This window comes from Bacillus arachidis, from assembly GCF_030285945.1.
Lineage (GTDB): Bacteria > Bacillota > Bacilli > Bacillales > Bacillaceae_G > Bacillus_A > Bacillus_A arachidis.
On record NZ_CP127376.1, the window covers coordinates 3,200,414 to 3,223,600 of the forward strand.

21 protein-coding genes and 3 pseudogenes are annotated in these 23,187 nt (G+C 34.1%); 6 read left to right on the forward strand and 18 right to left on the reverse strand.

All coding sequences use genetic code 11. The features are described 5' to 3' along the window. Positions 1-21: 21 nt before the first annotated feature. On the reverse strand, positions 22-528 hold the full coding sequence (locus tag QRY57_RS18050; protein ID WP_026592676.1) for a CcdC family protein: 507 nt from the start codon (positions 526-528) through the stop codon (positions 22-24). A gap of 89 nt (positions 529-617) precedes the next feature. Further along, complete coding sequence (locus QRY57_RS18055; protein ID WP_026592675.1) at positions 618-1,325, reverse strand: cytochrome c biogenesis CcdA family protein; 708 nt, start codon at positions 1,323-1,325, stop codon at positions 618-620. 471 nt (positions 1,326-1,796) lie between these two features. Here QRY57_RS18055 and QRY57_RS18060 point away from each other — a divergent pair, with 471 nt between their 5' ends. Further along, positions 1,797-2,705 carry an EamA family transporter gene (locus QRY57_RS18060; protein ID WP_286015791.1) on the forward strand — a complete coding sequence of 303 codons (909 nt, stop codon included), beginning with the start codon at positions 1,797-1,799 and terminating at the stop codon, positions 2,703-2,705. Positions 2,706-2,753: 48 nt separating this feature from the next. Here the strand turns inward: QRY57_RS18060 and QRY57_RS18065 are convergent, their stop codons facing one another. The 4 genes from QRY57_RS18065 to QRY57_RS18080 all read right to left on the reverse strand — a co-directional run bounded on the left by QRY57_RS18065 (position 2,754) and on the right by QRY57_RS18080 (position 6,917). Beyond that, a complete protein-coding gene (locus tag QRY57_RS18065) occupies positions 2,754-4,127 on the reverse strand; it encodes an ABC transporter substrate-binding protein (RefSeq protein ID WP_286015792.1) in 1,374 nt (457 codons plus the stop codon). 272 nt (positions 4,128-4,399) lie between these two features. Further along, positions 4,400-5,344, reverse strand: a complete 945-nt coding sequence (locus tag QRY57_RS18070) for an ABC transporter permease (protein WP_286015793.1) — start codon at positions 5,342-5,344, stop codon at positions 4,400-4,402. Continuing rightward, positions 5,337-6,248: an ABC transporter ATP-binding protein gene (locus QRY57_RS18075; RefSeq protein ID WP_286015794.1), complete on the reverse strand. Its 912-nt coding sequence runs from the start codon at positions 6,246-6,248 to the stop codon at positions 5,337-5,339. Before QRY57_RS18075 ends, QRY57_RS18070 begins: the two co-directional genes overlap by 8 nt. Before the next feature lie 93 nt (positions 6,249-6,341). Beyond that, positions 6,342-6,917 (reverse strand): ABC transporter permease, encoded by a 576-nt coding sequence (locus tag QRY57_RS18080; RefSeq protein ID WP_286015795.1) that lies wholly within the window; start codon positions 6,915-6,917, stop codon positions 6,342-6,344. A 147-nt stretch (positions 6,918-7,064) separates the two neighbouring features. Between QRY57_RS18080 and QRY57_RS27305 the strand changes: the two are divergent. Continuing rightward, positions 7,065-7,184 (forward strand): annotated as a pseudogene (locus QRY57_RS27305) (hypothetical protein); the annotation flags it as partial. Between the two features lie 113 nt (positions 7,185-7,297). Here QRY57_RS27305 and alsR read toward each other — a convergent pair. Continuing rightward, on the reverse strand, positions 7,298-8,200 hold the full coding sequence (gene alsR / locus QRY57_RS18085; protein ID WP_286015796.1) for an acetoin biosynthesis transcriptional regulator AlsR: 903 nt from the start codon (positions 8,198-8,200) through the stop codon (positions 7,298-7,300). A 145-nt stretch (positions 8,201-8,345) separates the two neighbouring features. Here alsR and QRY57_RS18090 point away from each other — a divergent pair, with 145 nt between their 5' ends. Then, entirely contained in the window at positions 8,346-8,708 is a 363-nt protein-coding gene (locus QRY57_RS18090) for a CidA/LrgA family holin-like protein (protein ID WP_098301858.1), read from the forward strand. Then, positions 8,708-9,385, forward strand: a complete 678-nt coding sequence (locus QRY57_RS18095) for an LrgB family protein (RefSeq protein ID WP_286015797.1) — start codon at positions 8,708-8,710, stop codon at positions 9,383-9,385. The genes QRY57_RS18090 and QRY57_RS18095 overlap by 1 nt, the downstream gene beginning before the upstream one ends. Positions 9,386-9,588: 203 nt before the next feature. Here the strand turns inward: QRY57_RS18095 and QRY57_RS18100 are convergent, their stop codons facing one another. The 3 genes from QRY57_RS18100 to QRY57_RS18110 all read right to left on the reverse strand — a co-directional run bounded on the left by QRY57_RS18100 (position 9,589) and on the right by QRY57_RS18110 (position 12,677). Next, positions 9,589-11,229 carry a M20/M25/M40 family metallo-hydrolase gene (locus QRY57_RS18100; RefSeq protein WP_286015798.1) on the reverse strand — a complete coding sequence of 547 codons (1,641 nt, stop codon included), beginning with the start codon at positions 11,227-11,229 and terminating at the stop codon, positions 9,589-9,591. Positions 11,230-11,307: 78 nt separating this feature from the next. Next, positions 11,308-12,054 carry an IclR family transcriptional regulator gene (locus tag QRY57_RS18105; RefSeq protein ID WP_090686923.1) on the reverse strand — a complete coding sequence of 249 codons (747 nt, stop codon included), beginning with the start codon at positions 12,052-12,054 and terminating at the stop codon, positions 11,308-11,310. Between the two features lie 212 nt (positions 12,055-12,266). Then, positions 12,267-12,677, reverse strand: a complete 411-nt coding sequence (locus QRY57_RS18110; RefSeq protein ID WP_286015799.1) for an NUDIX hydrolase — start codon at positions 12,675-12,677, stop codon at positions 12,267-12,269. 141 nt (positions 12,678-12,818) lie between these two features. Here QRY57_RS18110 and QRY57_RS18115 point away from each other — a divergent pair, with 141 nt between their 5' ends. Further along, on the forward strand, positions 12,819-13,019 hold the full coding sequence (locus QRY57_RS18115; protein WP_090686925.1) for a DUF3903 domain-containing protein: 201 nt from the start codon (positions 12,819-12,821) through the stop codon (positions 13,017-13,019). Between the two features lie 308 nt (positions 13,020-13,327). Here QRY57_RS18115 and QRY57_RS18120 read toward each other — a convergent pair whose 3' ends face one another. The 6 genes and pseudogenes from QRY57_RS18120 to QRY57_RS18145 form a co-directional block, all read right to left on the reverse strand. Continuing rightward, positions 13,328-13,915: a DUF2238 domain-containing protein gene (locus tag QRY57_RS18120; RefSeq protein ID WP_286015800.1), complete on the reverse strand. Its 588-nt coding sequence runs from the start codon at positions 13,913-13,915 to the stop codon at positions 13,328-13,330. 30 nt (positions 13,916-13,945) lie between these two features. Continuing rightward, positions 13,946-14,694, reverse strand: a pseudogene (locus QRY57_RS18125) (sulfite exporter TauE/SafE family protein). 114 nt (positions 14,695-14,808) lie between these two features. Continuing rightward, the gene (locus QRY57_RS18130; RefSeq protein WP_208019231.1) at positions 14,809-14,955 is read right to left on the reverse strand and encodes a BC1881 family protein; all 147 of its coding nucleotides are present in this window, start codon (positions 14,953-14,955) and stop codon (positions 14,809-14,811) included. Between the two features lie 457 nt (positions 14,956-15,412). After that, on the reverse strand, positions 15,413-15,988 hold the full coding sequence (gene bamE, locus QRY57_RS18135; RefSeq protein WP_286015801.1) for an outer membrane protein assembly factor BamE domain-containing protein: 576 nt from the start codon (positions 15,986-15,988) through the stop codon (positions 15,413-15,415). Positions 15,989-16,029: 41 nt separating this feature from the next. Next, positions 16,030-17,073 (reverse strand): nuclease-related domain-containing protein, encoded by a 1,044-nt coding sequence (locus QRY57_RS18140; RefSeq protein WP_286015802.1) that lies wholly within the window; start codon positions 17,071-17,073, stop codon positions 16,030-16,032. Between the two features lie 434 nt (positions 17,074-17,507). Then, the gene (locus QRY57_RS18145; protein WP_286015803.1) at positions 17,508-19,112 is read right to left on the reverse strand and encodes a lipase family alpha/beta hydrolase; all 1,605 of its coding nucleotides are present in this window, start codon (positions 19,110-19,112) and stop codon (positions 17,508-17,510) included. Between the two features lie 331 nt (positions 19,113-19,443). On the opposite strand from QRY57_RS18145, the pseudogene QRY57_RS27210 reads away from it, so the two are divergent. Then, a pseudogene (locus QRY57_RS27210) lies at positions 19,444-19,566 on the forward strand (YxiF family protein); the annotation flags it as partial. 25 nt (positions 19,567-19,591) lie between these two features. Here QRY57_RS27210 and QRY57_RS18150 read toward each other — a convergent pair. Next, positions 19,592-21,373 carry an ABC transporter ATP-binding protein gene (locus tag QRY57_RS18150; RefSeq protein WP_286015804.1) on the reverse strand — a complete coding sequence of 594 codons (1,782 nt, stop codon included), beginning with the start codon at positions 21,371-21,373 and terminating at the stop codon, positions 19,592-19,594. Next, complete coding sequence (locus QRY57_RS18155; protein WP_286017902.1) at positions 21,373-23,124, reverse strand: ABC transporter transmembrane domain-containing protein; 1,752 nt, start codon at positions 23,122-23,124, stop codon at positions 21,373-21,375. The genes QRY57_RS18150 and QRY57_RS18155 overlap by 1 nt, the downstream gene beginning before the upstream one ends. Between the last annotated feature and the right edge of the window lie 63 nt (positions 23,125-23,187).

Below are 23,187 nucleotides of genomic sequence, written 5' to 3' on the forward strand. Positions count from 1 at the left end.
CTCAAGGAATCTTGAGGTTTTTTACGTTAACTTCATATCTTTCTCATTATAAAAACCATCTTCCTTTTCCATTTCCTTTTGCACTTTTGTAAATGAACGATACATAGCAATTCTCCATGATACAATCATTGCAAAAGCAAGTAAGAAGAACATACCACTTAGTTGCCCTAAATCAAGCGATTGACTTAAATATGTTTTAAAGACAATACGCACCACAAGCAAACCGATTAAAATAAATACGAAAGCTTTTGAACGTTTCAAGTAAATCTCTTGTCCACGCACTTCAAATTTAGATGTTTTAATAAGAAATATTGAGAAAAACAAACCTACACCGATCGCTTCTAACATTTCCGCTGGTGTCAGGCGAAATTCCGGAAAAATGTACATCAGTGCCCCCGTACTCATGAAAAATGGTGGGAGAATGATTTTTTTCAATGTTGCAGGTTTCTTCGCTGCTTTTAAACGAATGAACATCGCACCAACAGCCATACAAACAGCAACAATACTCGACAAAAGAACTATGTTCATACTTTCTCATCCTTTTTTGTGGCAATATGAAAATCTAGTTTCATTATATGCTTTTCTACTAGTATTTCCAACATTTTCACAGGATAATACTAAAAACCGGTGAAACCACCAAATAAACTTGAGAAATACGCAATAATTTTTGTCATCCAATTAAAGTATAAAAATATACCCATAACAATCATGATATATCCGCCTACTTTCACAAACGTTCCACTATGTCGTTTAATCCAAGACATTTTCGTAATAAAAAATGAAAGTATAAAGAACGGTATTGCAAAACCAAGTATGTAAGCAATCATATATAGCATTGCTGATTCTGGATTCGTACTAGCCAGTCCAATTACAGCTACTAAAATTGGTCCTGTACAAGGTGTCCAACCAGCAGCAAATGCCAATCCAATTAAAATAGATCCAATATAACCACTAGGACGACTTTTAAATGTAAATTTTCGATCTTGCATTAAAAACTTTGGTTTAAATACCCCCACAATTACAAGTCCGAATACAATAATGAATAGTGCCCCTAACTGTCTAATTAAATCTTTATAATCTTGAAAAAATGATCCAATAAAACTTGTACCAAAACCAATTGCGATAAAAACAATAGAAAATCCAAATAAGAAAAACGCCGTATGTATCATACTTCTTTTACGGAGCATCGCATTTTCTTCTTTTAATTCAGAAACCGACATTCCCGTTATGTAAGATAAAAATGCTGGATAAAGCGGCAAGCAACAAGGGGAAATAAATGATAAGAATCCCGCACCAAACGCTAAAAAAATATTAATATCTTGCATCGTTTCACTCCTCTCTTCTACAATATTGTAGCAAAAATGAAAGAAAATACTATGTACAATTCATGAATTCACTATTTACAACGTTTTAATAAGAAAAAATAGCTGTACACTGCTATTTTTCTAAAGCGTTTTCATTTTTCTTCTATTATAAATGTATTCTGTTATTCATTAACATATCAAAGCTTCTTCCAAACAACAAATGATTCGTCTACGATACCTCTGTATACAAGACATTCCCTATAAAAAAATATTTTTTTCAAATGATAACTTTATACAGCCCATTCCTTACCTTACAATACTTCTATAATTATAAATTTCAAGATTATGCATAAATATCATATTTTTATTATTATTCTATAAAATGTCACACTTTTCTTTCATTTGACCCTTCATTTTTAATTTTGTATACTTCCATCTAGTTATATATGTCCGTTTTAGAACAATTAAATATATAGGATGGGAGGGATTTTCATGCTTCGTTATTCTCTTTTAGTTTTATTAGGAGCATGTAGCTATGGAATTTTAGCTATCTTTGTTAAACTTGCATACGCAGATGGTTTTTCACTTGGAGAAGTAATTGGTAGTCAATATTTGTTCGGTTGGTTTATTTTGCTTGGAATTACACTCTTATTTTCTAGGCACCGCGTTCCACTGAAACAAATGCTTATTTTATTTGTCGCTGGAACCTCTGCAAGTTTCACAGGAATTTTTTATTACGCTTCACTGAAAACTGTGCCGGCATCTATTGCCATTATACTGTTATTCCAATTCGTTTGGGTTGGTATTATCATTGAAGCTGTGGCAACAAAAACATTACCATCAAGAGAAAAAGTTATTTCTGTTCTCTTTTTACTTGCTGGTACATTCTTATCGAGCGGATTATTAGAAAAATCAGCAGGCGATTTCGATACAACTGGAATCATATTAGGTTTACTATCTGCTGTTACATTTGCAACCTACATTTTTGTAAGTGGTAGAGTTGCTGTCGAAGTACCATCATTACCACGAGGCGTTCTCTTAATGGCTGGTGCTTTAACTTTAGTAATGATAGTATTCCCACCAACATTTATTTTTAACGGGGCTATTTCACAAGGACTTTGGAAATATGGTTTAGGACTCGGAACGTTTAGTATTGTCATTCCATCCATCGCCTTCACAATTGGCATTCCAAAAATCGGTTCTGGATTAGCAACTATTCTTGGTGCAGCTGAACTACCTGTTACAACAATTATGTCTGTATTTGTTTTAAAAGAAGCGGTACTCTCTTCTCAATGGCTTGGTGTATCACTTATCTTGGTTGGTATTGCAATTCCACAAATTGCATTTGCGATGCGCGGACGATATCGAAAACATCATACACATAAGAAAGTTGCTGCATAAAAGAAAAGAGGCTTCTCATTTGAGAAACCTCTTTTTTAGTATTTCCTATTATTTTTTAGCTCGATTCTCAATTTCTAAAGCGCGGTCTGTTTCTTTAGCTGCTTGATCTAATGCTTGTTTTACATCTGTTCCTTCTATAATACTTTCCATTGCCTTTTGTACTTTTTGACGCGATTCTGGAAATACTGTAATTAACGCGCCCTGTGTTGCAGGTGATACTTTCGAATCATGAAGTTGATTCACCGTTACTTGTAATTGTGGATATTTCTCATATTCTTTTTTAACTAACTCCTCCTCATACGCCTTTGGATTTACCGCGAAGTATCCTGTGTTTACATGCCATTCTGCTTGTATAGATGGTGTAGTCATATACTTCATAAACTCCCAAACCGCTTTTTGTTTCTCTTTCCCGATATCTTTGGCCATCCATAATGATGCGCCGCCAATAATAACACCTTCCCTTTGAACATCTTCAGGATAAGGTAGATACGCTACCCCAACTTGAAACGGTGCGCTGTTAATTATATCCTTCACACCAGCTGAAGAATCTAGGTACATTGCTGTTTTCCCCGCTAAAAAGGCAGCACGCGTATTATCCCAATCCGAACCGTAGTTACCATTAATACCTTCTTTATTAAGATTATTGACAAACTCTAAAATTCTTTGCCCCTCTTTCCCATTAAAAGTTGCTTTCGTTGCTGCTTTAGCACGACCATTATCATTATTTACATAAGTTCCGCCTTGAACCGCTAACATTTCTTCAAAAAACCAAGTATCTAATAAATAAGTAAACCCGTAACGCTTTACTTGATTCCCTTCTTTTTTCGTTAATTTCTTCCCTGCTTCCTCTATTTCTTTAAATGTCTTTGGGGCTTGGTCTGGATCTAATCCCACTTCCTTAAATGCATCTTTGTTATATACCATAACAGGTGTAGAAGAGTTAAAAGGCATCGAATATTGCTTTTTATCTACTGTATAATAACTGCGAATATTTGGTTCCCATTGAGACACATCATACTTATCTTGATCGATGAACTTTTGAACCGGTTCAATTTTCCCGCTATCAATCATATATTTCGTTCCACCATCAAAAACTTGAATAACATCTGGTGCATCCTTTGTGCCTGCAATATTCTTGTACTTAATAAACGATTCATCATATGTACCTTGGAACAACGCTCTTACTTCAACTTTATCTTGAGATTGATTATACTTTTGAACAATTTGTTCTAAAACTTCTTTTGTTTTTCCACCCATTGCATGCCAAAATACAATCTCTGTCTTTCCACTGCTCATTTTTTCACTTTTCTCCTTAACTTTTGATTGCTCTTTCCCAGAAACATTTGAATTGGAGCAGGCTGTTACCAAAAACAAAATACATAATGATACAATAGTAAGAAATTTTTTTCCCACACTTCTCAACTTTCTCTCCCCCTTTTCATACAAAAAGACCATAAGTAACAATAGCGATTTTAAATCATTCTCCGCTGCGTTATACTATGGCCTCTACACGAATTTTGTATGTATTTGCGTTTACATGTTTTAGTATATCTTACCTTTATGAATTTCTTGTAAATAACGATCATGTAGTGTAAAAGATACAATATTTTAATGTAAAAATTTGTTATCATTAACAAATTAAGATAGAGAAAAGCCGTTAAGATTATTCTTCCTAACGGCTTTTTCATCTGTTATTACGTTAAATCGCGCTTTAAAAATATAGTATAAGAAATACCTAAGAATACAAGTAAGTAAATTAGAAGCATACAAGACGCAAATGAGAATGTTACACCTTGAATGAAACTACCACCCTTTAAGATTCCATATAAATCTGTATTAGCTGGTAATAAAAACTTCATCCATTCGTACCTAGACGCTGGTATTAAAATAATTCCACCAGATAACGCCACGAATAAGGAAATACCAATTGCTCCCCCACTCGATCTCGTTAGAACAGAAATCATAAAAGCAAATGCTGCATACACAAGAGTTGGCAACCATTCTAATACATAATACTTACTCACATCAACAAATATATTTTGCTGAACGATATTACCATTTTGCATGATAAATTCCACCCATGCAGGTTGTTGAAATTTATAAATAATAAACCCGCATAAAAGTGAGAAAACCATATTAAATATAAATAATAATGCAGAGAAAATAACAATCGCAATATACTTCGCTGTTAAAATTTTAAATCGACTTGCCGGGCGAATCATTAAAAATTTATAAGTTCCCCAATTGTACTCATTCGCAAAAATTGTACTTGCATATACAAGAATAAATGGTAATAAAATTGGAAACACAATTAAACCTGTGTCTCTCATAAAGGTTAAAGGTGAATCGCCTGCTGGTGGAGTATTCGTATCTAAATGCTTCATTTTCAACTGATACTCTTTAACAAGCTCATCTCCTGATTTTTGATTCAAAATATCCTGTTTTGTACTCCCAAGTTTTTTTTCAATTTCTGCCGTTCTTTCTGTATAATCTACTTTCCAATCTCCCGATGAAGATGGAAAATATTTAACTGACACCCATCCCAAACCTATAACTAGAATTGTAATAATGGCAAATGGAATAATCGTTCGCTTCCGTTTAAAAATTTTATATATTTCATTGTAAACTAAATTAAACAATATCCTTTCCCCCTGTTAATTCTAAAAACTTCTCTTCCAGCGTTTTTCTTTCTTCATAAACACGATAAATACGAATACCTTGTTCTGTTAATGTACGAATCACATCTGGAATTTCTTCATTTTTCACAATCATAATCAATTCATTATCTTGAATCGTGACATCATGTTTTAAAAGTTCAGTCGCTTGCTTCACATCGTCCACGCGTATATGTATCATATCCATCTCTTCGTTTTCATTACGGAGAATATTTTGGGTTGCCACATATTCTCCGTGCTGAATAATAATAACTCGATCACACATCAATTCAACTTCAGATAATAAATGACTTGAAACAAGGACAGCTTTCCCTTGCTCATGAGCAATTTTCTTTATATACATACGCATTTCGTGAATCCCACTTGGATCCAGTCCATTGGTCGGTTCATCTAAAATGAGTACATCTGGATTATGTACGAGTGCTTGCGCAATTCCTAAACGCTGTCTCATACCAAGCGAATACGCTTTTACTTTACGATCAATAACCTGTCCCATACCTAATAATTGGACTACCTCGTCAATACGCTCTTCAGTAACATTACCCTGCATACGTCCAAAATATGTTAAGTTTTCATACCCACTTAAAAAAGGATAAAATTCCGGATTTTCAATTACGGCACCGATTTTCATAGCTGTACCTTCAAACTCTTGTTTTACAGATTGTCCGTCAATCCATACTTCTCCTTCAGTCATACTTATCATACCGACCATCATTCGCATCAATGTTGTTTTTCCGGCACCGTTTGGTCCTAATAAACCAACAACTTCTCCCTTCTTTACTTCAAAGCTTATATTTTCTACTAATGTCTTTGAGCCGATTCGCTTTGTTAGTTGTTCTACTCTCACTATAGATTGTTTATTTACCATCCTATACAACCTTTCTCTCTAACACTTTTTTCAGTTCCTTACACTGTATCATGATTATTTTCTGCTGTAAAACGACGAAAAAGACATGATATCTCATGCCTTTCTCTCCATTTTATATACTTGTTCACATGGAAATTTCCGAATAAACTTATAACATTGCCATATGGATAATAAGATTATAATACTCACTAGCATCGTTACTACCGATAATGCGTATGATGTAATAGGTATGCTATTTATTCCATGAACTCCTGTTAGCTTTATAAAAATCGCTGTAAATAACTTCAAAAATAACATTCCGTGAATTAAACCAAAAAGAATCGCTCCTCCATAAATCAAAACCTGCTCCTGAGATAACAAGCAAAAAATCGTTCTTTTTTTCATACCAGCAATTTCATACAATAGTAGTTCCTGTTTCCTATTTTTTAAGAATCTTTTTGTCATTTGGTATGTAACAGCAGTGCATACAAAAAACAACAGTACTTCCCCATAATATAACGTAGCTAGCAAAAACGGTCTATGTTGTATTTTTTCTATTACCGCTTCATTAGATCGGACAGATATAATAAAAAAATATAGCATGGTACTCATTGCTATCCATATAAATTGTTTTAATCTTTGGGCAGCGTAGTTCTGTATATTTTTCCTTGCTAGCCGAAATAAAGACATAATTGATTCCCCCACCTTACTTCATAACGTCCAATCTTCTATACTACTAGTGTATAAAAATATGACTTTTTTAACATCGAACTATAATCGGAATATTTACTAGGTCTTAAGTCGCAGAAATGACCGCTTCTGAAAATAGCTTACCTAATGTCTGCATTTAAAGAAATTAGTAGCCCCATAAAAATAAAATATAATACAAGAACAGTTCTTGCTGCTTGGATAAAAACAAATAAAAATCATATATCTTCACTCTCTATGGATGATGAAAGCTCACGCCAACAATTAATTCTAGAAAATGAACATGTCTACCTATTCAGTATTGAAATAAAAAAGGAGATACACCACAATAGTATCTCCTCTTTTAACACATTTGTGCCACCTTACTTATCATTCTCCACTTCTATTCGCTTTTTCTCCCTTGCAATTTTTAAAAACTCTAGCAACTCAGGATTACTATTTGACTTCCGATATGCAACCGACATCTCTGCTATAAAATTAGAATCATATATAGCCTTATATACAACTTCTGTTTTATACAACTTATTCGCAGAAACCGGAATCACTGTTAATCCAATTCCCGCTGCTACAAGCCCCATAACAGTTTGGTACTCTGTTGCTTCCTGTACAATGTGTGGGCTGAATCCAGCGTTCCTACATAATGATAAAATCGTATCGTATAATGCAGGCCAAACCGGTCTAGTTATGAACACAAATGGCTCATCTTGTAAATCTTCAATATGAATTTCTTCTTTCTCTGCTAGTGGATGCGCTTTTGGTAAACATAATGTACACGAAAGCTTTTGAATGGGCTCTAATTCTAGTAATTGCGTATTAATTGGTGGACGTAAAAATCCAACATCAATTCGATTATCATGAAGCGCATGAACCTGATCTGGTGTCGATAATTCATGCAGTGCAACAGATACTCTCGGGAACTTCTCTCGATACTCCCTAACAATAGACGGTAAAATATCATATATAGCTGCCCCTACAAACCCAATTGAAAGTGATCCAACCTCTCCCCTTTGTGCACTTTGTGCAACTTCTACCGCCTTCTCAATTTGATCAAATGCTTTTTTCACTTCTTTTAAAAACATTTCTCCTGCTTCTGTCAGCTCAACTTTCCGCTTCGTTCTTGAAAATAATGTAACCCCCATCTCTTTCTCTAATTGCTGAATTTGTTGACTTAGCGGTGGCTGTGTCATTTGCAAGCGAGCAGCTGCCCGCCCAAAATGTAACTCTTCTGCCACAACAACAAAATATTGCAAATGCCGTAATTCCATTTTGGATCCTCTTTTCGATTAATATGTATAATAAATTAATAACATATAATTTATATATTAGACAAATATTTCGAAAGGATTTATAGTAGAAATTGTTAATTTTTTTTACAATTTTTATGTAAAAAAACGAAAGAGGTGTTACTGTATGAAATGGTGGAAATTAAGCGGACAAACCTTACTCTTATTTTGTTTCGCTTGGACAGGTGAATGGATCGCAAAGCAGGCACACCTCCCAATTCCAGGAAGTATTATCGGCATTTTCTTATTGTTAATATCATTAAAATTTAACTTGGTGAAAAAAGAATGGATTCAAGATGGAGCAGACTTTTTATTAAAAGAACTTATCTTATTTTTTATTCCTTCTGCCGTGGCTGTTATCCGCTACAAAGATACATTATCACAATATGGTATCGATCTCATTTTGATTATCATGATTAGTACCCTTTGTGTAACACTCGTCACTGGAATCTTAACAGAAATGCTATTAAAGCGGAAAGGATCAGCATAATGATTGGCTTTTTTTGTTTACTATTAACACTATTGACATATTGGATTTCTAAGAAACTTTATTGGTGCTGGAATTGGAGTATACTTTCACCACTTCTCGTTTGTCCAATTGTTTTAATTGCGTTATTACTTGGACTCGATACATCTTATGAAACATACAATTCTGGCGGTCAATGGTTAACTGAACTATTAAAACCAGCAACGGTAGCTTTTGCATGGCCAATCTATAAATATTTTGATTTATTAAAAAAATATGCAAGTGCAATTTTAATTAACGTCATTGTTGGTTCATTATTATCTGTTATTACTTCGGCTCTTCTGGCAGATGCTTTTCATATTGATTCATCACTGGAACAAAGCTTAGCACCGCACATTGTCACAACACCGATTGCAATGGCGATCTCAGAAATGATTGGCGGTATGTCACAATTAACAGCTGTATTCGTTGTACTTACAGCACTAACGGGAGCACTCTTAGGTCCTTCTCTTATTCGCATATGCCGCATTAAAACATCCATTGCGAAAGGTATTATGCTAGGTACTAGCGCAAACGGAACTGGTACTTCAAAAGCATTTGAAATCGGACCAGTTGAAGGTACAATTGCAAGTTTATCCATGCTTCTAACAGCTGGGGCAAGTTTAGTCATTGTGCCACTTTGCTTATCTTGGTTACAATAAACCACACGATTCTTTTATTTTATTTATCCCGATTAATCGGGCTTTGGATAAAGTGAGGACTTACCGCCCACAAATAGTGAGATAAAAATAAATTATTACAAGAAAAAGGATAGAAACTGTAGTATAGCGCTACAGTTTCTATCCTTTTCTTAATTTTAATTGAAATCTCGATTTAAATTTCTTCCTCTCTTATACAGACACAACTATGACTGTGCAATTTTATTAGGAACTAGTAATTTTTCAATACATATTGGTAACATATCCAGTAACGTTTCAAATGCGTAATTTATGTCTAAGCGCTCTGTCCATTGGTGTGCATCTCTTCCTACTGGTCCCATATTTAATACTGGAACATCAAATTTTTCTAATTCCTGAAGCGGAATTGAATAACCTTTATTCCATAATGGCATATTTTCAACAAGTGAGCTCATTGAATCAACTGGGTACTGTAAGCCCACATAGCTTAAATCTGAAATTCCGCCAAAATAATTTTGATTTTTAAAAGTAATTCCATGACTGTAGTGAGCATACCTTTCCATTTCTTCAACTACTTCTTTAATCAAAGGATTGTGGTGTGAGCTCACAGCTGGGTAGTATGGTGGGGCAAAGAAAAGTACAATCATTGGTGCCTTTTCTTTACATAAAATAGCTAATTTATCAACCAAATCAATTGTTACCGCACGATCATCTTTATCTTCTCTATTTTTTATAACAGTAGATTGAATACTATCTATTTTTTCTTGCCCATGTTGTTTAATTGCATAAGCGATAAGTTCTTCATACGTTAATACATTTACTTTAAGATTAGGCGGTATGAACGGATTATACTTAGAAAAACGATATGCTTGCTTCTCATACGACTCTTCAATTTTCTCTGCTACTTTCGTTACCTTTTGATGTAACAATGCAATTACATCCATCATCGTTTTTTCTAGTAAAAACAAATTAAATAATGTAACTGCACGATGAGGAATTTGTACAGAATAATCCTCCTTCAAGTCCCTCTGAAATAAATTAGTGGGCGGGGGACTCGCTTCTCCTTCTACAATATCACAAAGTTCCGTATTCAATTCTAATTCAGCTGTTAATAATGAAGCCATATAATTTGCATTTAATCCTGCAAAAGGTTCACCTACATGTGTTTCTTTTCCATAGCAAAGAAAACCAGGCAACACCTTACCAATAGAGCCAGTGTAAATATACTTATTTTGATCACTTGGATATCGAGAAAACATAGGTTCTGAATTTAGGACTGTTTTATATTCTAAGTTATGTTCTTTTGCTAAATCTAATAATCTTGGAACAGCAGCCCTCATCCCTACAGAGTTCACTTCTTCATCTGGAACAGTCAATAAAAGGACATTTCCATCAAATCTTCCTTCACAAGCTTGCTCAACCATCGCCATTTGCAAAGCTAGACCACATTTCATATCCATTGTTCCTCTACCAAATAACCAATCCCCTTGTGCTATATCTTCACGTACATGATCTGGCAATTCATCTTTGTGAGAATAAAACATAGATGTTAATTTTTTAGGGTTAAATGCATCTGCTTTCCACACTCCATAATCTTGTACATCTACAACATCAAAATGACTAACAAGAATTACTGTATTTTTTGTACTATTATTTTTCTTTACTAGAGCGGTAACAAAATATCGTCCATCCCCAGTCGGATTTTTTTGCAAATGATGCGGGTTTTGTTTGAAATAGTGTAAGTCAGATAATTGTTCTACAACAAAATCAGGCAATATAACTTCAGCTTCCGAGCCAGTAATACTAGGAATTTCAACAAGATTGCTTAATAATTGAACCAATTGTTCTTTTGATTGCCATTTTGACATATAAATCCCCCTTTTTTCCACATTATGAAATCCATTTCCGCTATATGAATAAAAAATGACGACAGGCTATCAAAATTATTATTCTGATGTTCTGCCGATTTTTATTGATATTTCACTAGCCGCTTGTTTTACCTTACTAATAAGAAATGATAGTCGATCATTATTAATGCGATGACTAATTAACCCAATACTTAATGCTCCTACTACTTTATGATTAAATCCTATAATTGGTGCAGCTACTGAAGCTGTCCCTTCTGTTTTTTCACTATAACTCACAGCATATCCTTCATTTCTTATCTGCTTTAGTTGATTAAAAAGAACTTGCTTTTGTTCTGGTAAAGAAGAAAGTAAATGTTCTACAATGTGTTCCATTTCATTCGTTTTCATATTAGCAAGCATCGTTTTATTTGCGGCGCCAATCGAAAGAGGAATCTGTTCCCCTAAGTTATCGATAACTCGAATTTTTAAAGGACTATCTATTCTTTCAATAATAATAGAATGTGTTCCATTTGGAATATTCAAATAAACACTTTCTTCAACTTCAGCAGCCAAACGCTTCATCACTTCTCTTGCAACAGATCTGTAGTCTACCTTCTCTAATTGACGTAATCCTATTTCCATCCACATTGGTCCAGTTGTGTACTGTTTTGTTTCTGAAATTTGTGTAACTAATCCGTGCTCCATTAGAGAGTTAAGTAACCTATGTACTGTACTAACCGGGAGATGTGTTCTATCAGCTATATCAGAGATAGCCCAATACTCTTTTTCATTTGTAGAATTTAATAACTTAATAATACCTATCGCTCGATCAATGGACTGTACCATAACTCGCCTCAACTTTACTTGTAATATATTAGTAACCTCAATTTACTATCAATTTAGCAAAAATCCAAACTGAAATCAATTAAGTTGTCGAATTTTCAAAAAATAAAAATAACAATTTAAAAACGGAAACACATCAATTTTCACCCTATCAATTATGAAAGTGAGGAAAACAATGACGCAATTAAGCAATACAAATAATGAACTAAAACGTACTATAAAAAGTAGGCATTTATATGCCTCACTAGCAACTCATAGTCTTCTGGAAAAGATAAAGAAATATACCCCAATTCAGTAACATCCTTCCAATTAATCTCGTGAATTAATCCGTCTGGATCCTGTATATTCATAAACCCTCCTATTTGTTTCACAAGATAATAATGTACATGAACAGGTACACCGTATGTTATACCCTTTTTTTCATATATTTTATTTATAATTTCTACCTGATATCCAGTTTCTTCCCATACTTCTCGAACGCAACACTCCTCTAATGTTTCCCCTTTCTCTTGTCCCCCACTTGGCACTGACCACCTTTTTGGTTCGTCTTTCTTTCCTTGTAATACCATCAAAATTTCATTTTTCTGATTTATACATATAGCTGCTGTCCCAATCCATGTTTTCATTTCCTCTCCCTCCTATTCCTAATATTCTCTTTTCTTTATTCTTCTCCTTGGAAATAGGGGGAAAATTAATTTTTACAACGAAGAACTATAACAACTTCAAAGATAGCTCATTCCTTGAAATTCAGACGAAAGGATGAAAAGATGATTTCTAAATATGTTGTGGAATGTGTCTTTTGTGAAGAAAATCGAAAATCTAGGCGGGCAACTGTCACCGTGTCTGCTACCTCCCATGCGCTTGCCGTTCAAAAAGTGACAGATGAATGCAAACGCCGATTTGGAAAAACACTTCTATTACAAACAGAAATTACAGAGGAATTAGTTGGAAACAAAAAAGAAAGCTGACCATATGTTGGTCAGCTTTCTTTATCCGATCATATTTTCACATGAAGATTAGGGGCATCCTCTTTAAGGATCGGGATTTCACCATTATGTACGTTCCATAATGGGCATCGAACAATATATTTCTATACAATAAAATATTGAATAGAATAGGGCAAAACTTGTTCGCATTTTTAGAAAAGGGATAGGGATATAATATTAGTAATACGTCGAATACTCGAACGTTACACTCATTATATTATAGCAAATCCTTTTATATGAGAAATATGAATTACTTACATAATTCATACGTAAAACATATTAATAAATTACTATATAGTTTCCTTACTACGGAAAACTATCAGTGCTAATATCGCTCCAATTAATGCAAATGTCATATCCCATTGTGTATCCCAAACATCTCCTTGCGTTCCAAGAAATGCTTCTGCTCCTGTCCCTGTTAATTTTGCGACTGCAAACTCTAACAATTCATATAGTGCACTAAATGCTAAGCAAATTGATATCACAAGTAGTTCTAACCACCCTTTTTTCTGAACCTCAACTACTTTTACAAGTACTTCTTTCGCTATTAAAGCTGGAACAAACCCTTGCATGAAATGCCCAACACGGTCGTAATAATTTCTTTCTAAATCAAATGTATCACGAAAATAGTTGAATAGTGGTACTTCTGCGTATGTATAATGTCCCCCAATGAGCAATATTAACATATGAATAAAAATCCATACATATGTGAACGTTGTAAATCGAAAACGTCGATATGTAATCATTAAAATGAGTACTACAATAAATGCTGGTGCGACTTCTAAACACCATGTAAAAAAATCTTTTGGACATATTCCTGATATAAGTAACGCAATCCAAAAACTTGTACATAACAATTTATGAAGATGAACAGACACACCACTTTCCTCCCCAATATTCTTTATAACTTATTCTATTAATAACATACATCCAGCTAGAATGGGCGTCATAATCATCGAAAATTTCAAAATAATACGAGGTGCATAATTGGTAAACTTCGCTCCTATATATGCTCCAAGCATTGTTCCAATTAAAACTTGTACCAATAATAGATAATCTAAATACCCCTCAGAACTATATCCAAATCCGCCCCCAATGGCAATTGGTAAAATAATAAGCATTGTAGTCCCGACTGACTGTTGAATTGTTAAACCTAACAACACCATTAGTCCTAGTTGAATAAAAGGCGCTGACCCTATCCCAAATGCACCTGCTAATCCTCCAGTTACTAGCCCTAACAAAATACATTTTCTAATGATAGATAATTTCTTTACTATGCTCATAGACAATTTCTTTTGATTTTGAAAAAAAGTAATCGAATGAACATAAATATTGCTGATAAAAACAACATACCAGCCGTAAACCAATGAAGAAGGTGTGCTGGAATCACTGCACCAAATTTAGAACCAATATATGATCCAACTGCTCCAAATCCCCCAACAATACTACCAATTCTCAATACAACATTTCCTTCTCTATAATGACTCACCACTCCTGAAAATGTTGTAAATGCCATTGCGGTTAATGATGTTGCAAGGGCTACATGAATTGGAACTTGAAATATGAGAGTCAGTACCCCAATAATAAATCCAGCACCGCCTGCTCCAACAAACCCTAATAAAATCCCCATTAAAAACATTGTTATAATAATAGCCACTTTCTTTCCCTCCAGTAGCTCTATTATCTGATATATCGCTTTTTTTACGCAAACAAAAAAGCATCCACATAGGACGCTTTTCATTATTTTCCTATATTCATCATATGTACTCAACTAATCTTGATTAATTAAAATGACAGCTGGTCCAGATACCACCACTCCAGCTACTTCAATCTTCTCAAATTCTTTAACTGTAATTGATATAACACCTTCTCGTTCCATTAATTCCTTACTCAGGACTTCAGTCGGTACGTTTTTCACCGTCTTACCTCCTTTTCATTCTTGTTTCCTAAAATCTTTACTTTTCATTGATAATATTTCGTCACGGAACTGGAATCTAAAATTATAAAATTGTTCCAATGCATCTATATATACACTCTCCCTCCTATTTTCATTCCTTAAATTCCATAAAGAATGTATGATTCCTTTTTATAACATATTGAAAAAAAATAAAAAAGCATCCTGTACGGATGCTTTCATCATTTTGATTCACGTGAAAACTTTGTATACACACCAAAACCTGCAAGCAGTACCCCTAATCCCGCGAACATAGTACCTAGGCCTAAAAAGAATGAACCGAGTGTTTGTAAATCTTCCATATATACATATATCTCCTTCCCAATATCTCTATATTCAACATAATTAATTATACATCATTTGCCATTTTTGTTGTATTAATCTTTCACTCAATTTCTTTCACAATCCTAATCGATAGCAATTAGTCTTTGTGAATCTTATATTCTATTACTCTATCTTTTTCATCAAAATTAACAATTAAACGCTCACTATCAATTCGAATCAAGCCCCGTTCATCTCCTAGATAATAAACAATTTGATTCGTTTTCATAAAACTCTCTGTTTCTGTTGGCTTACCTAACAATTGTAATATTTCTTGCTTTGATTTTCCTACCAATTGATGTTTTTCTAAAAGGTCATCTACTATATACACTCTTTTGTTTTCTTTCTCTATCCATACATCTCTATCGAATTTTGAGTTGTATTCATTTATTCCAAGTTGCATAGCACAGCACAAAAATAGGCTCGCCCCAACAACTGTTATAGTTTTGAGATCTCTCTTTTGCTTTTCATTCTTTTTATTTAAAGAAGCCTTCCAAATTATCCATTCAATAAACAACAAAATAACAAATGGTAATATTACAATCGATATACTCTCTACACTATAAGTTAAATGACTGATAGCAATTAAAAGAATGAAAGCAAGATATATGAATAAATACACAAAAACATAAAGATATAATATTCCCCACAATAAAGTATTTTTATGTTTCTTCAAGAAAGAACCGCCTTCATTTTAAATTTGAACTTTTAACCCTCTCAGAGTTTCATATAATTCATACGTTCAATGACTTCTTTTATATCTTCTAATTCTTTTGCCGTATATAATTCTTTTTCTTTTAATTTTTCATTTCTAAAATAAGTAACTAGCTGCTCTCTTCCCTTCAGCCGTGGGAGTGCTTCATTAGAAAGATCAATCACTTCATTCCTATTTCCGTTCGTCTCATTACCGAAATATAAAAGAGGCTTAATTTCTTCTTTAACTTCTTGCTGATAGCTTTCTTTAAGGCAATCATATAAAACAGAGGACGCATGTTTTATTTTATATGCTGGATTTCCTTCATTCTCGACTCTTAAACTCAATGAATTTCCGTCTGATGATCGCTCTGAAACAAAAGTAAACGTCTCTTCCTTTTGATACTTACCAATCTCATCAATCATAAACGAATATACACCGGCATTCTCTTTCGTCACTCCATGTATCAGTCGTCCCTGCCATTCTTTCGTCTCAATAACATAAATTCCAGTCGTACATAATACAAGATGATCAATTCGAGTATAGCCACTTTTATTTTCTGCTTCACTATCAGTATTTAGTACAAATACATTCGGAATAATATAGAGCTCCTCTCCAGTTATAAGGCCTTCCTGAACAAATCCCCGTTTCATATAAGTTAATATTTCATGTGTATTCATTTCTTCGCTATTTTTGGAATACGCTCTTAACTCTGTAACAAGGTTTTGTAGCAAATGAATCTCATTACTATGTTTTTGTTGCATCTCATTACGTTCCTTATTATGCTGCACAGCTAATTGATTTTTCATCATTCTCACATTTTCCAGTTCTCTTGCTGTACTCTCTTTTAAATTGTTATACTTTTTTCGTTCTACACTTTTTAACGTCTCTTGTTTTTCCTCATAAGTAGCTACTGTTGCAGCAATTTCACTTTGGTAGTTTTCTATTGATTGTGTCCTTTCAAACTCCACTTGTTGCTTGTCAGATTCTAACTGTTTATTCTTATAAAACAATACAAATATTCCAACTAACAATGCTAAAATCACACATATGAATACATATTCCATCTTTTTCTCCTTTATAGATTAGGTAGATATCACCTAAAATTTTAAAAACATTTTTAATCTATTATACTACGTATTATAATAACGATCTGTAAAATTTGGATAAATTTTGCATACTTTATTTACTATAAAAAGTGAACAAGTTATCTCTCAACTGATTTAAGACCGGAGGAAAACATATGTAGAAAAAAGTCAAGAACTTAAGAAGAATCAATCATAAAAAAGAAGCCCCCGAAACCTCGACATTACAAGGTTTTTCGAAAGCTTCTTTTATTGTAAAGTAAAAACATCCCATCATGTAGGAGATTTTTCATAAACGTTTATTACACTGTACTTAGACCAAAACGTTTACAGTCTTCTTGCCATTACCTCTATCTTTAAAAAAAGAATAACAGCACATGATGGCCATCAAACCGTACTTTTTTCGTAATTACGATTTATTTTTCAATATACACAGAACGCACAATTGTACGAGTATAAGCTTTACCTTCTGCGTTAATACCTTTAATATCAATCGTCATATTATATACATCTGATTTTTTTATATGATCCAAAAGGCCTTTGAATGCAGCCTCATCTAACCTTTGCAGCTGGTTCGATTGTAATACTAAATTCCCTTCTCGATCAACAACTCGAACAGTAAAAGAAAGATTCTCTTGTTTTCCTAGTTCTTTAGTAGATTGCTTCAATTGAAATTCAACTTTATCAGCTTTAATTTTCCCTGGCATTTTCAATGTAAACGGCGCTGTTTGTTTATAATCACTAACAACCATATAAGCATCTTTTGTATGTGTGGTCATTAGTTTAACATGCCATTCTCCGGTTTCCATTTGATTAATTTTAAATGTCCGAATGGACGCCCCCTTAAAGTAGGAAGTTTCGTCTCCAACCGTAAACTTACTATCTTTATTCGTATATACTTTGCCCGTCGGAGAAATAAGTTGTACTTTCACTTCTGAAGATGCTGTCAACACAGAGACCACACCTTCTGTTTTTGTATCTACCGTAATTGTTTGATCAATCCATTTATTCGGCTCCAGTTCTCCACCTAAAATGCTTTGATTAGATGTAGTATTTAAATTATCAACAAATTCTCTATTATTATTTAAAGTATAAGGAGGAACGAATGTAGCAGTAGAAGTACGTAAATACGATTCAATTCGAGAAAAGACGGCTGAACCTTTTCGAATATTATCATGGTCAAATCTAGAATCGGTAAATAAATGTGTTCCATACGGTAATTTTGTACTCCATTCATTCACTAAACCATCATTAGAGCCATACGCAGAAAGATATAACCCACCTAAAGATAGAGCAGAGAAAGCCGGTCCCCAACTTGTACCTGCAACTGTATAATAACGATTTAATTTAGCGTTTGGATTGTTATCTATTACAGAACGAAATTGTGCCATTTCACCTGTTTGTAAAGAATAAGTGCCATCGTCTCTTTGTCCGAGTAATGAAGCCAACCACCCCGCCCACCAACTATAGGATAAGTCTGCTAAATTTGACCCATAATGCGGCGAAGCTAGTGTAATAACATTTCCTACAAAACGATTCGCACCGTATTGAATGAGCGCTGCTTGGGTGTCAATTCCACCTTTACTATGAGCCACAATATTCACTTTTTTACCAAAATGATTATAAATCTCTTCTAGCTTTGCAGCCAATAATTTACCATTATCCCACTGACTTGCAGATCCCTTTCCAGCTGCATCATATAGTTGAACAAACACCGTTTGATATCCCGCACGATACGCATAATCATACATATCGTTTACATCGTGATAAACTGTTTTTCCATACCAACTATCCGCACTTCCATTTCTTCCTTGTACAAAAACAATCGGTGGCCTATTTTCATCATAATTTAAAGGCTTCTCACCTAAAAACCAATCTCCTGGATTAAATGTTTCTTTTGGCGGAAGCACCCCACCATAATTCGGCGTAGTATTTGCTTCAGCGCTTACAATACTAATAGGAGTAACGAGTAAAATGAATGTAGTAATCAACATCATGCATCTTTTAAACGACGCGTACATAATAACCCCTCCTTTTTTTTCAGAAAGATGACGCAGAGTTTATAAATTGCTATGCTATTGCAATACCATTACTTCTATAATTGCCAAGACTCCTTTGCTTCTAAAATTTCTAAGGGTCATATTTATTCAATTAATGAGTATGATAGTTTAAACACATCGTCTTATTCTTTATAAACGGTATTCTTCCTATGCATCTTAATTCCTTTCACTCATCAATAGTACAAATGTTTCTCAATAAAAAGCTCACAGATTTTCTTGATAATAATATTAAATTAAGAAAGACCACTGAAAAAAGCAGTTATAATCGGTATGATAGGAACCCTCTCAAAAATTTTATTTAGTTGGAGATAATGTAGCATTCGGTGTATGTATTGAACGAACAGAGTATCACTACGAATTCAGTATGTGGGGTATAACAAAAATTACAGAGATAGAGGCATTTTTAAGAGAATAAAAAAGAGGCCTTCAAAACCTCAATATTATAAGGCATTCTGAAGGCTCCCTTTATTCTGAAGGCTCCCTTTATTCTGAAGTAAATACATGTTGTAATACAATCCTTGCTTACTCAGTAATTCTTGATGCGTTCCTCTCTCTACAATTTCTCCTTCATGCATAACAAAGATTTGATCAGAATCTTGAATAGTAGATAAGCGGTGCGCAATCGCAATTGTTGTTCTACCTTTTCGCATGCGCTGCAGTGCTGTTTGAATCGCTTCTTCTGTTTCTGTATCAATATTTGCTGTTGCTTCGTCTAATACTAATACTTTCGGATTTGTAGCAATTGTTCTCGCAAACGCAATGAGTTGCCTTTGCCCACTTGAGAACGCAGCTCCTCTTTCTACTACTTCTGTATTATATCGCTCTGGTAACTTTTCAATAAATATATTCGCTTGCACAAATCTAGCAGCTTCTTCTACCTCTTCATCCGTAATACTTTCATTATACATACGAATGTTTTGTTTTACGTTTCCAGCAAACAAGAATGCATCTTGAAGTACAAGCCCAATTTTCTTTCGAATTTCCTGCTCTTCATATTTTTCTAAGTTTACCCCGTCTATTAAAATATTGCCTGACTTAATATCATAAAAACGCATCAATAAGTTCATAATCGTGCTCTTCCCACTTCCAGTATGCCCAACAAAAGCAACCGTTTGCCCAGGCTTCACATGAAAAGATACATTTTTCAAAACATCACGCTTTCCATCATAGGAAAATGTAACATCTTTAAATTCAATTTCTCCTTCATCCACTTTTGACTCTCCATTTCCTTGTTGAACAGGGGCTAAATCTTTTTCATCCATCAAATGAAAGACACGTGAGGAAGAAACAAGCGCTTGCTGAAAGAAAGAAAGCTTCATCATCATTTCATTTACAGGTTGGAAAAAACGATGAATATAATTAACAAAAGCATATAATACCCCAACTTCAACTGGACTATTCAAGGCGTTAAAGCCAAATAATGCAAGCACTAAAGCGATAGCCATAATATGAACAAGGTCTGTTGCTGGGCGTAAAAATAACGCATCTAGTTTTAACGTACGGCGCCCAGCACCGTAATGCTTATCGTTCACTTCTTCAAATTCTTTTCGCATCCGTTTTTCTTGGCGAAATACTTGCACGATATTCATCCCTTGAATCGATTCATTGAGCTTAGCATTTAAAATACTTAATTGATTCCGTAGCTCCAAATAAAAAATAGAGCTTTTCTTGCGATACATCGCCATAATTGTAAGCATAATTGGAATTAATATAAGGGAACATAAAGCAAGCTTCACATCAAGTAAAAACATTGCCACCAAAATCCCGATTAAAAACACAACATTTTTTATAAATGTTGATAACACACTCACATAGAAATCTTTAATTGCTTCCGTATCATTAGTAATACGAGATACGAGAGTACCAATTGGCGTACGATCAAAAAAGCTTAATGACAACCTTTGTACATGTTCATACACTTCAACCCGCATGTCTTGCACAATTTTAAACGCAATATTTTGGAAATATAGTAAATTTAAATACGTAAATAAAACCTTTAATAAATGAGCAATCATATATACAACAAATAGGGTTACAAGTGCTGATTGTTCAAAGTTCCGCGGAACTAAATGTTCATCAAGAAACTGCTTAATTAAAAATGGCCCCATCATTTCTGTGAAAGTTGCACCAACTAGAAATAGAAATGCCAGTGCCAATAAGCCTTTATATGGTTTCATATAAGAAAGTAATCGCCATAAATCGCTTCTTTTTTTCTCAGCCATTATATGCCTCCCTTCTCAACTAACGCTTCTAACTGCTGACTTTCATACATCTCTTTATACCAACCTTCTTGCCCCATTAGTTGTTCATGCGTACCACGCTCTACAATTTTCCCTTCATCAACAACAAGAATAAGATTTGCATGTTGGATAGCACTTAATCTGTGTGCTGTAATTATTGTTGTTTTTTGTGCTCTTTCTCGTTTCAATGCCGTTAAAATTATTTCTTCTGTTTTTGCATCAACTGCAGATAAACAATCGTCTAAAATTAAAATTTCAGCATTTGTTAATAAAGCACGTGCAATTGAAATCCGCTGTTTTTGTCCACCTGATAAAGAAACCCCGCGTTCCCCTACTACCGTGTCATACATTTCTGGAAATTGCATAATATCATCATGAATACAAGCAATATTCGCAGCATGCGTAATCTCTTTATGCATAGCATCCACCTTTCCAAATGCAATATTTTCACCTATACTTGCTGAAAATAAGAAATGGTCTTGAGGGACATACGAAATAGCCGATCGAATACCGTGAAGCGTCATATCACGAATATCTTTTCCTCCAACTTGCAATGCTCCATTAAAATGATCATATTCTCGAATTAAACATTTTAGTAATGTCGTTTTCCCTGCACCAGTTCGGCCAACAATACCTAATGTTTCACCTTTTTTTAGCGTAAAATGAATATCTTCTAAATTAATTATTTCATTTTTCTTATAGGAAAATGTATCGATTGCAAACGTAATGTCACCGCTTGCTACATTTTGTACTGCGCTCTCCTTATTCACCACATCTGAAGTTTGAGATAATATTTTTTCCACACGGTCATATGAAGCACGACCACGTTCCATAATATTAAATAGCCAACCAAATGCAAGCATCGGCCAAACAAGTGTCCCTAAATATGTTGTAAATGTAATTAATTCACCAACTGTCAGTTCCCCACGGACAACTAATAGTGATCCATAGCATACAGCGATTAAGAATGAAAAACCGACAATAAGAGAAATTGTTGGATCAAATAGTGAATCGATACGTGCAACTAACATATTTTTATGTACAACATCTTCTGATTTTTTTCTAAATGCTTGTAAATCTTCCTTTTCTTGACCGAGTGAACGAATCACTTTCATCCCACTCATGCTTTCTTGGACTTTATCATTGATCTCAGAAAACGCTTGCTGTGCTTTATGAAAGCGTCTATGTAATAAAGTACCATAATAATTAGTTGAAATCGCTACAATCGGCATTGGAATTAGACTTAACAATGTTAACTTCCAACTAATTGTAAGTCCCATAGCCACAAGTACACATCCACCTACGGCTAACGAATCCACAAGTGTCAAAACGCCCGACCCAGCTGTTTGTTGAATTGCTTGAATATCATTCGTTGCATGTGCCATTAAGTCCCCTGTACGATGTGATTGATAAAATGACGGACTCATGTTTGTAAAATGTTCATATAATTTCTTTCTTAATTGGCGCGCGAGCTTTAAAGAAGATCCAAAAATCATAATACGCCATATGTAACGTAATATATACATTGTAATCCCAACAACTACTAAAAGAACAACCCACTGTAACAACTTTTCAAATGTTAGCGTCTGGTTGTTAATTTCGTCTACAATAATCCCAATGACTTTTGGTGCTACAAGCTCAAGAAGTGCTACGCCAAACAACAAAATAATCCCCGTTATATACGCCCGTTTTTCTTGTTTAAAAAACCACGCTAAATTAAAAAATACTTTCATCATATCCTCCTCCCCTGAAATGAGCGATGTTTTCAGTGTATCAAAATCACAGAATTTTTTAAA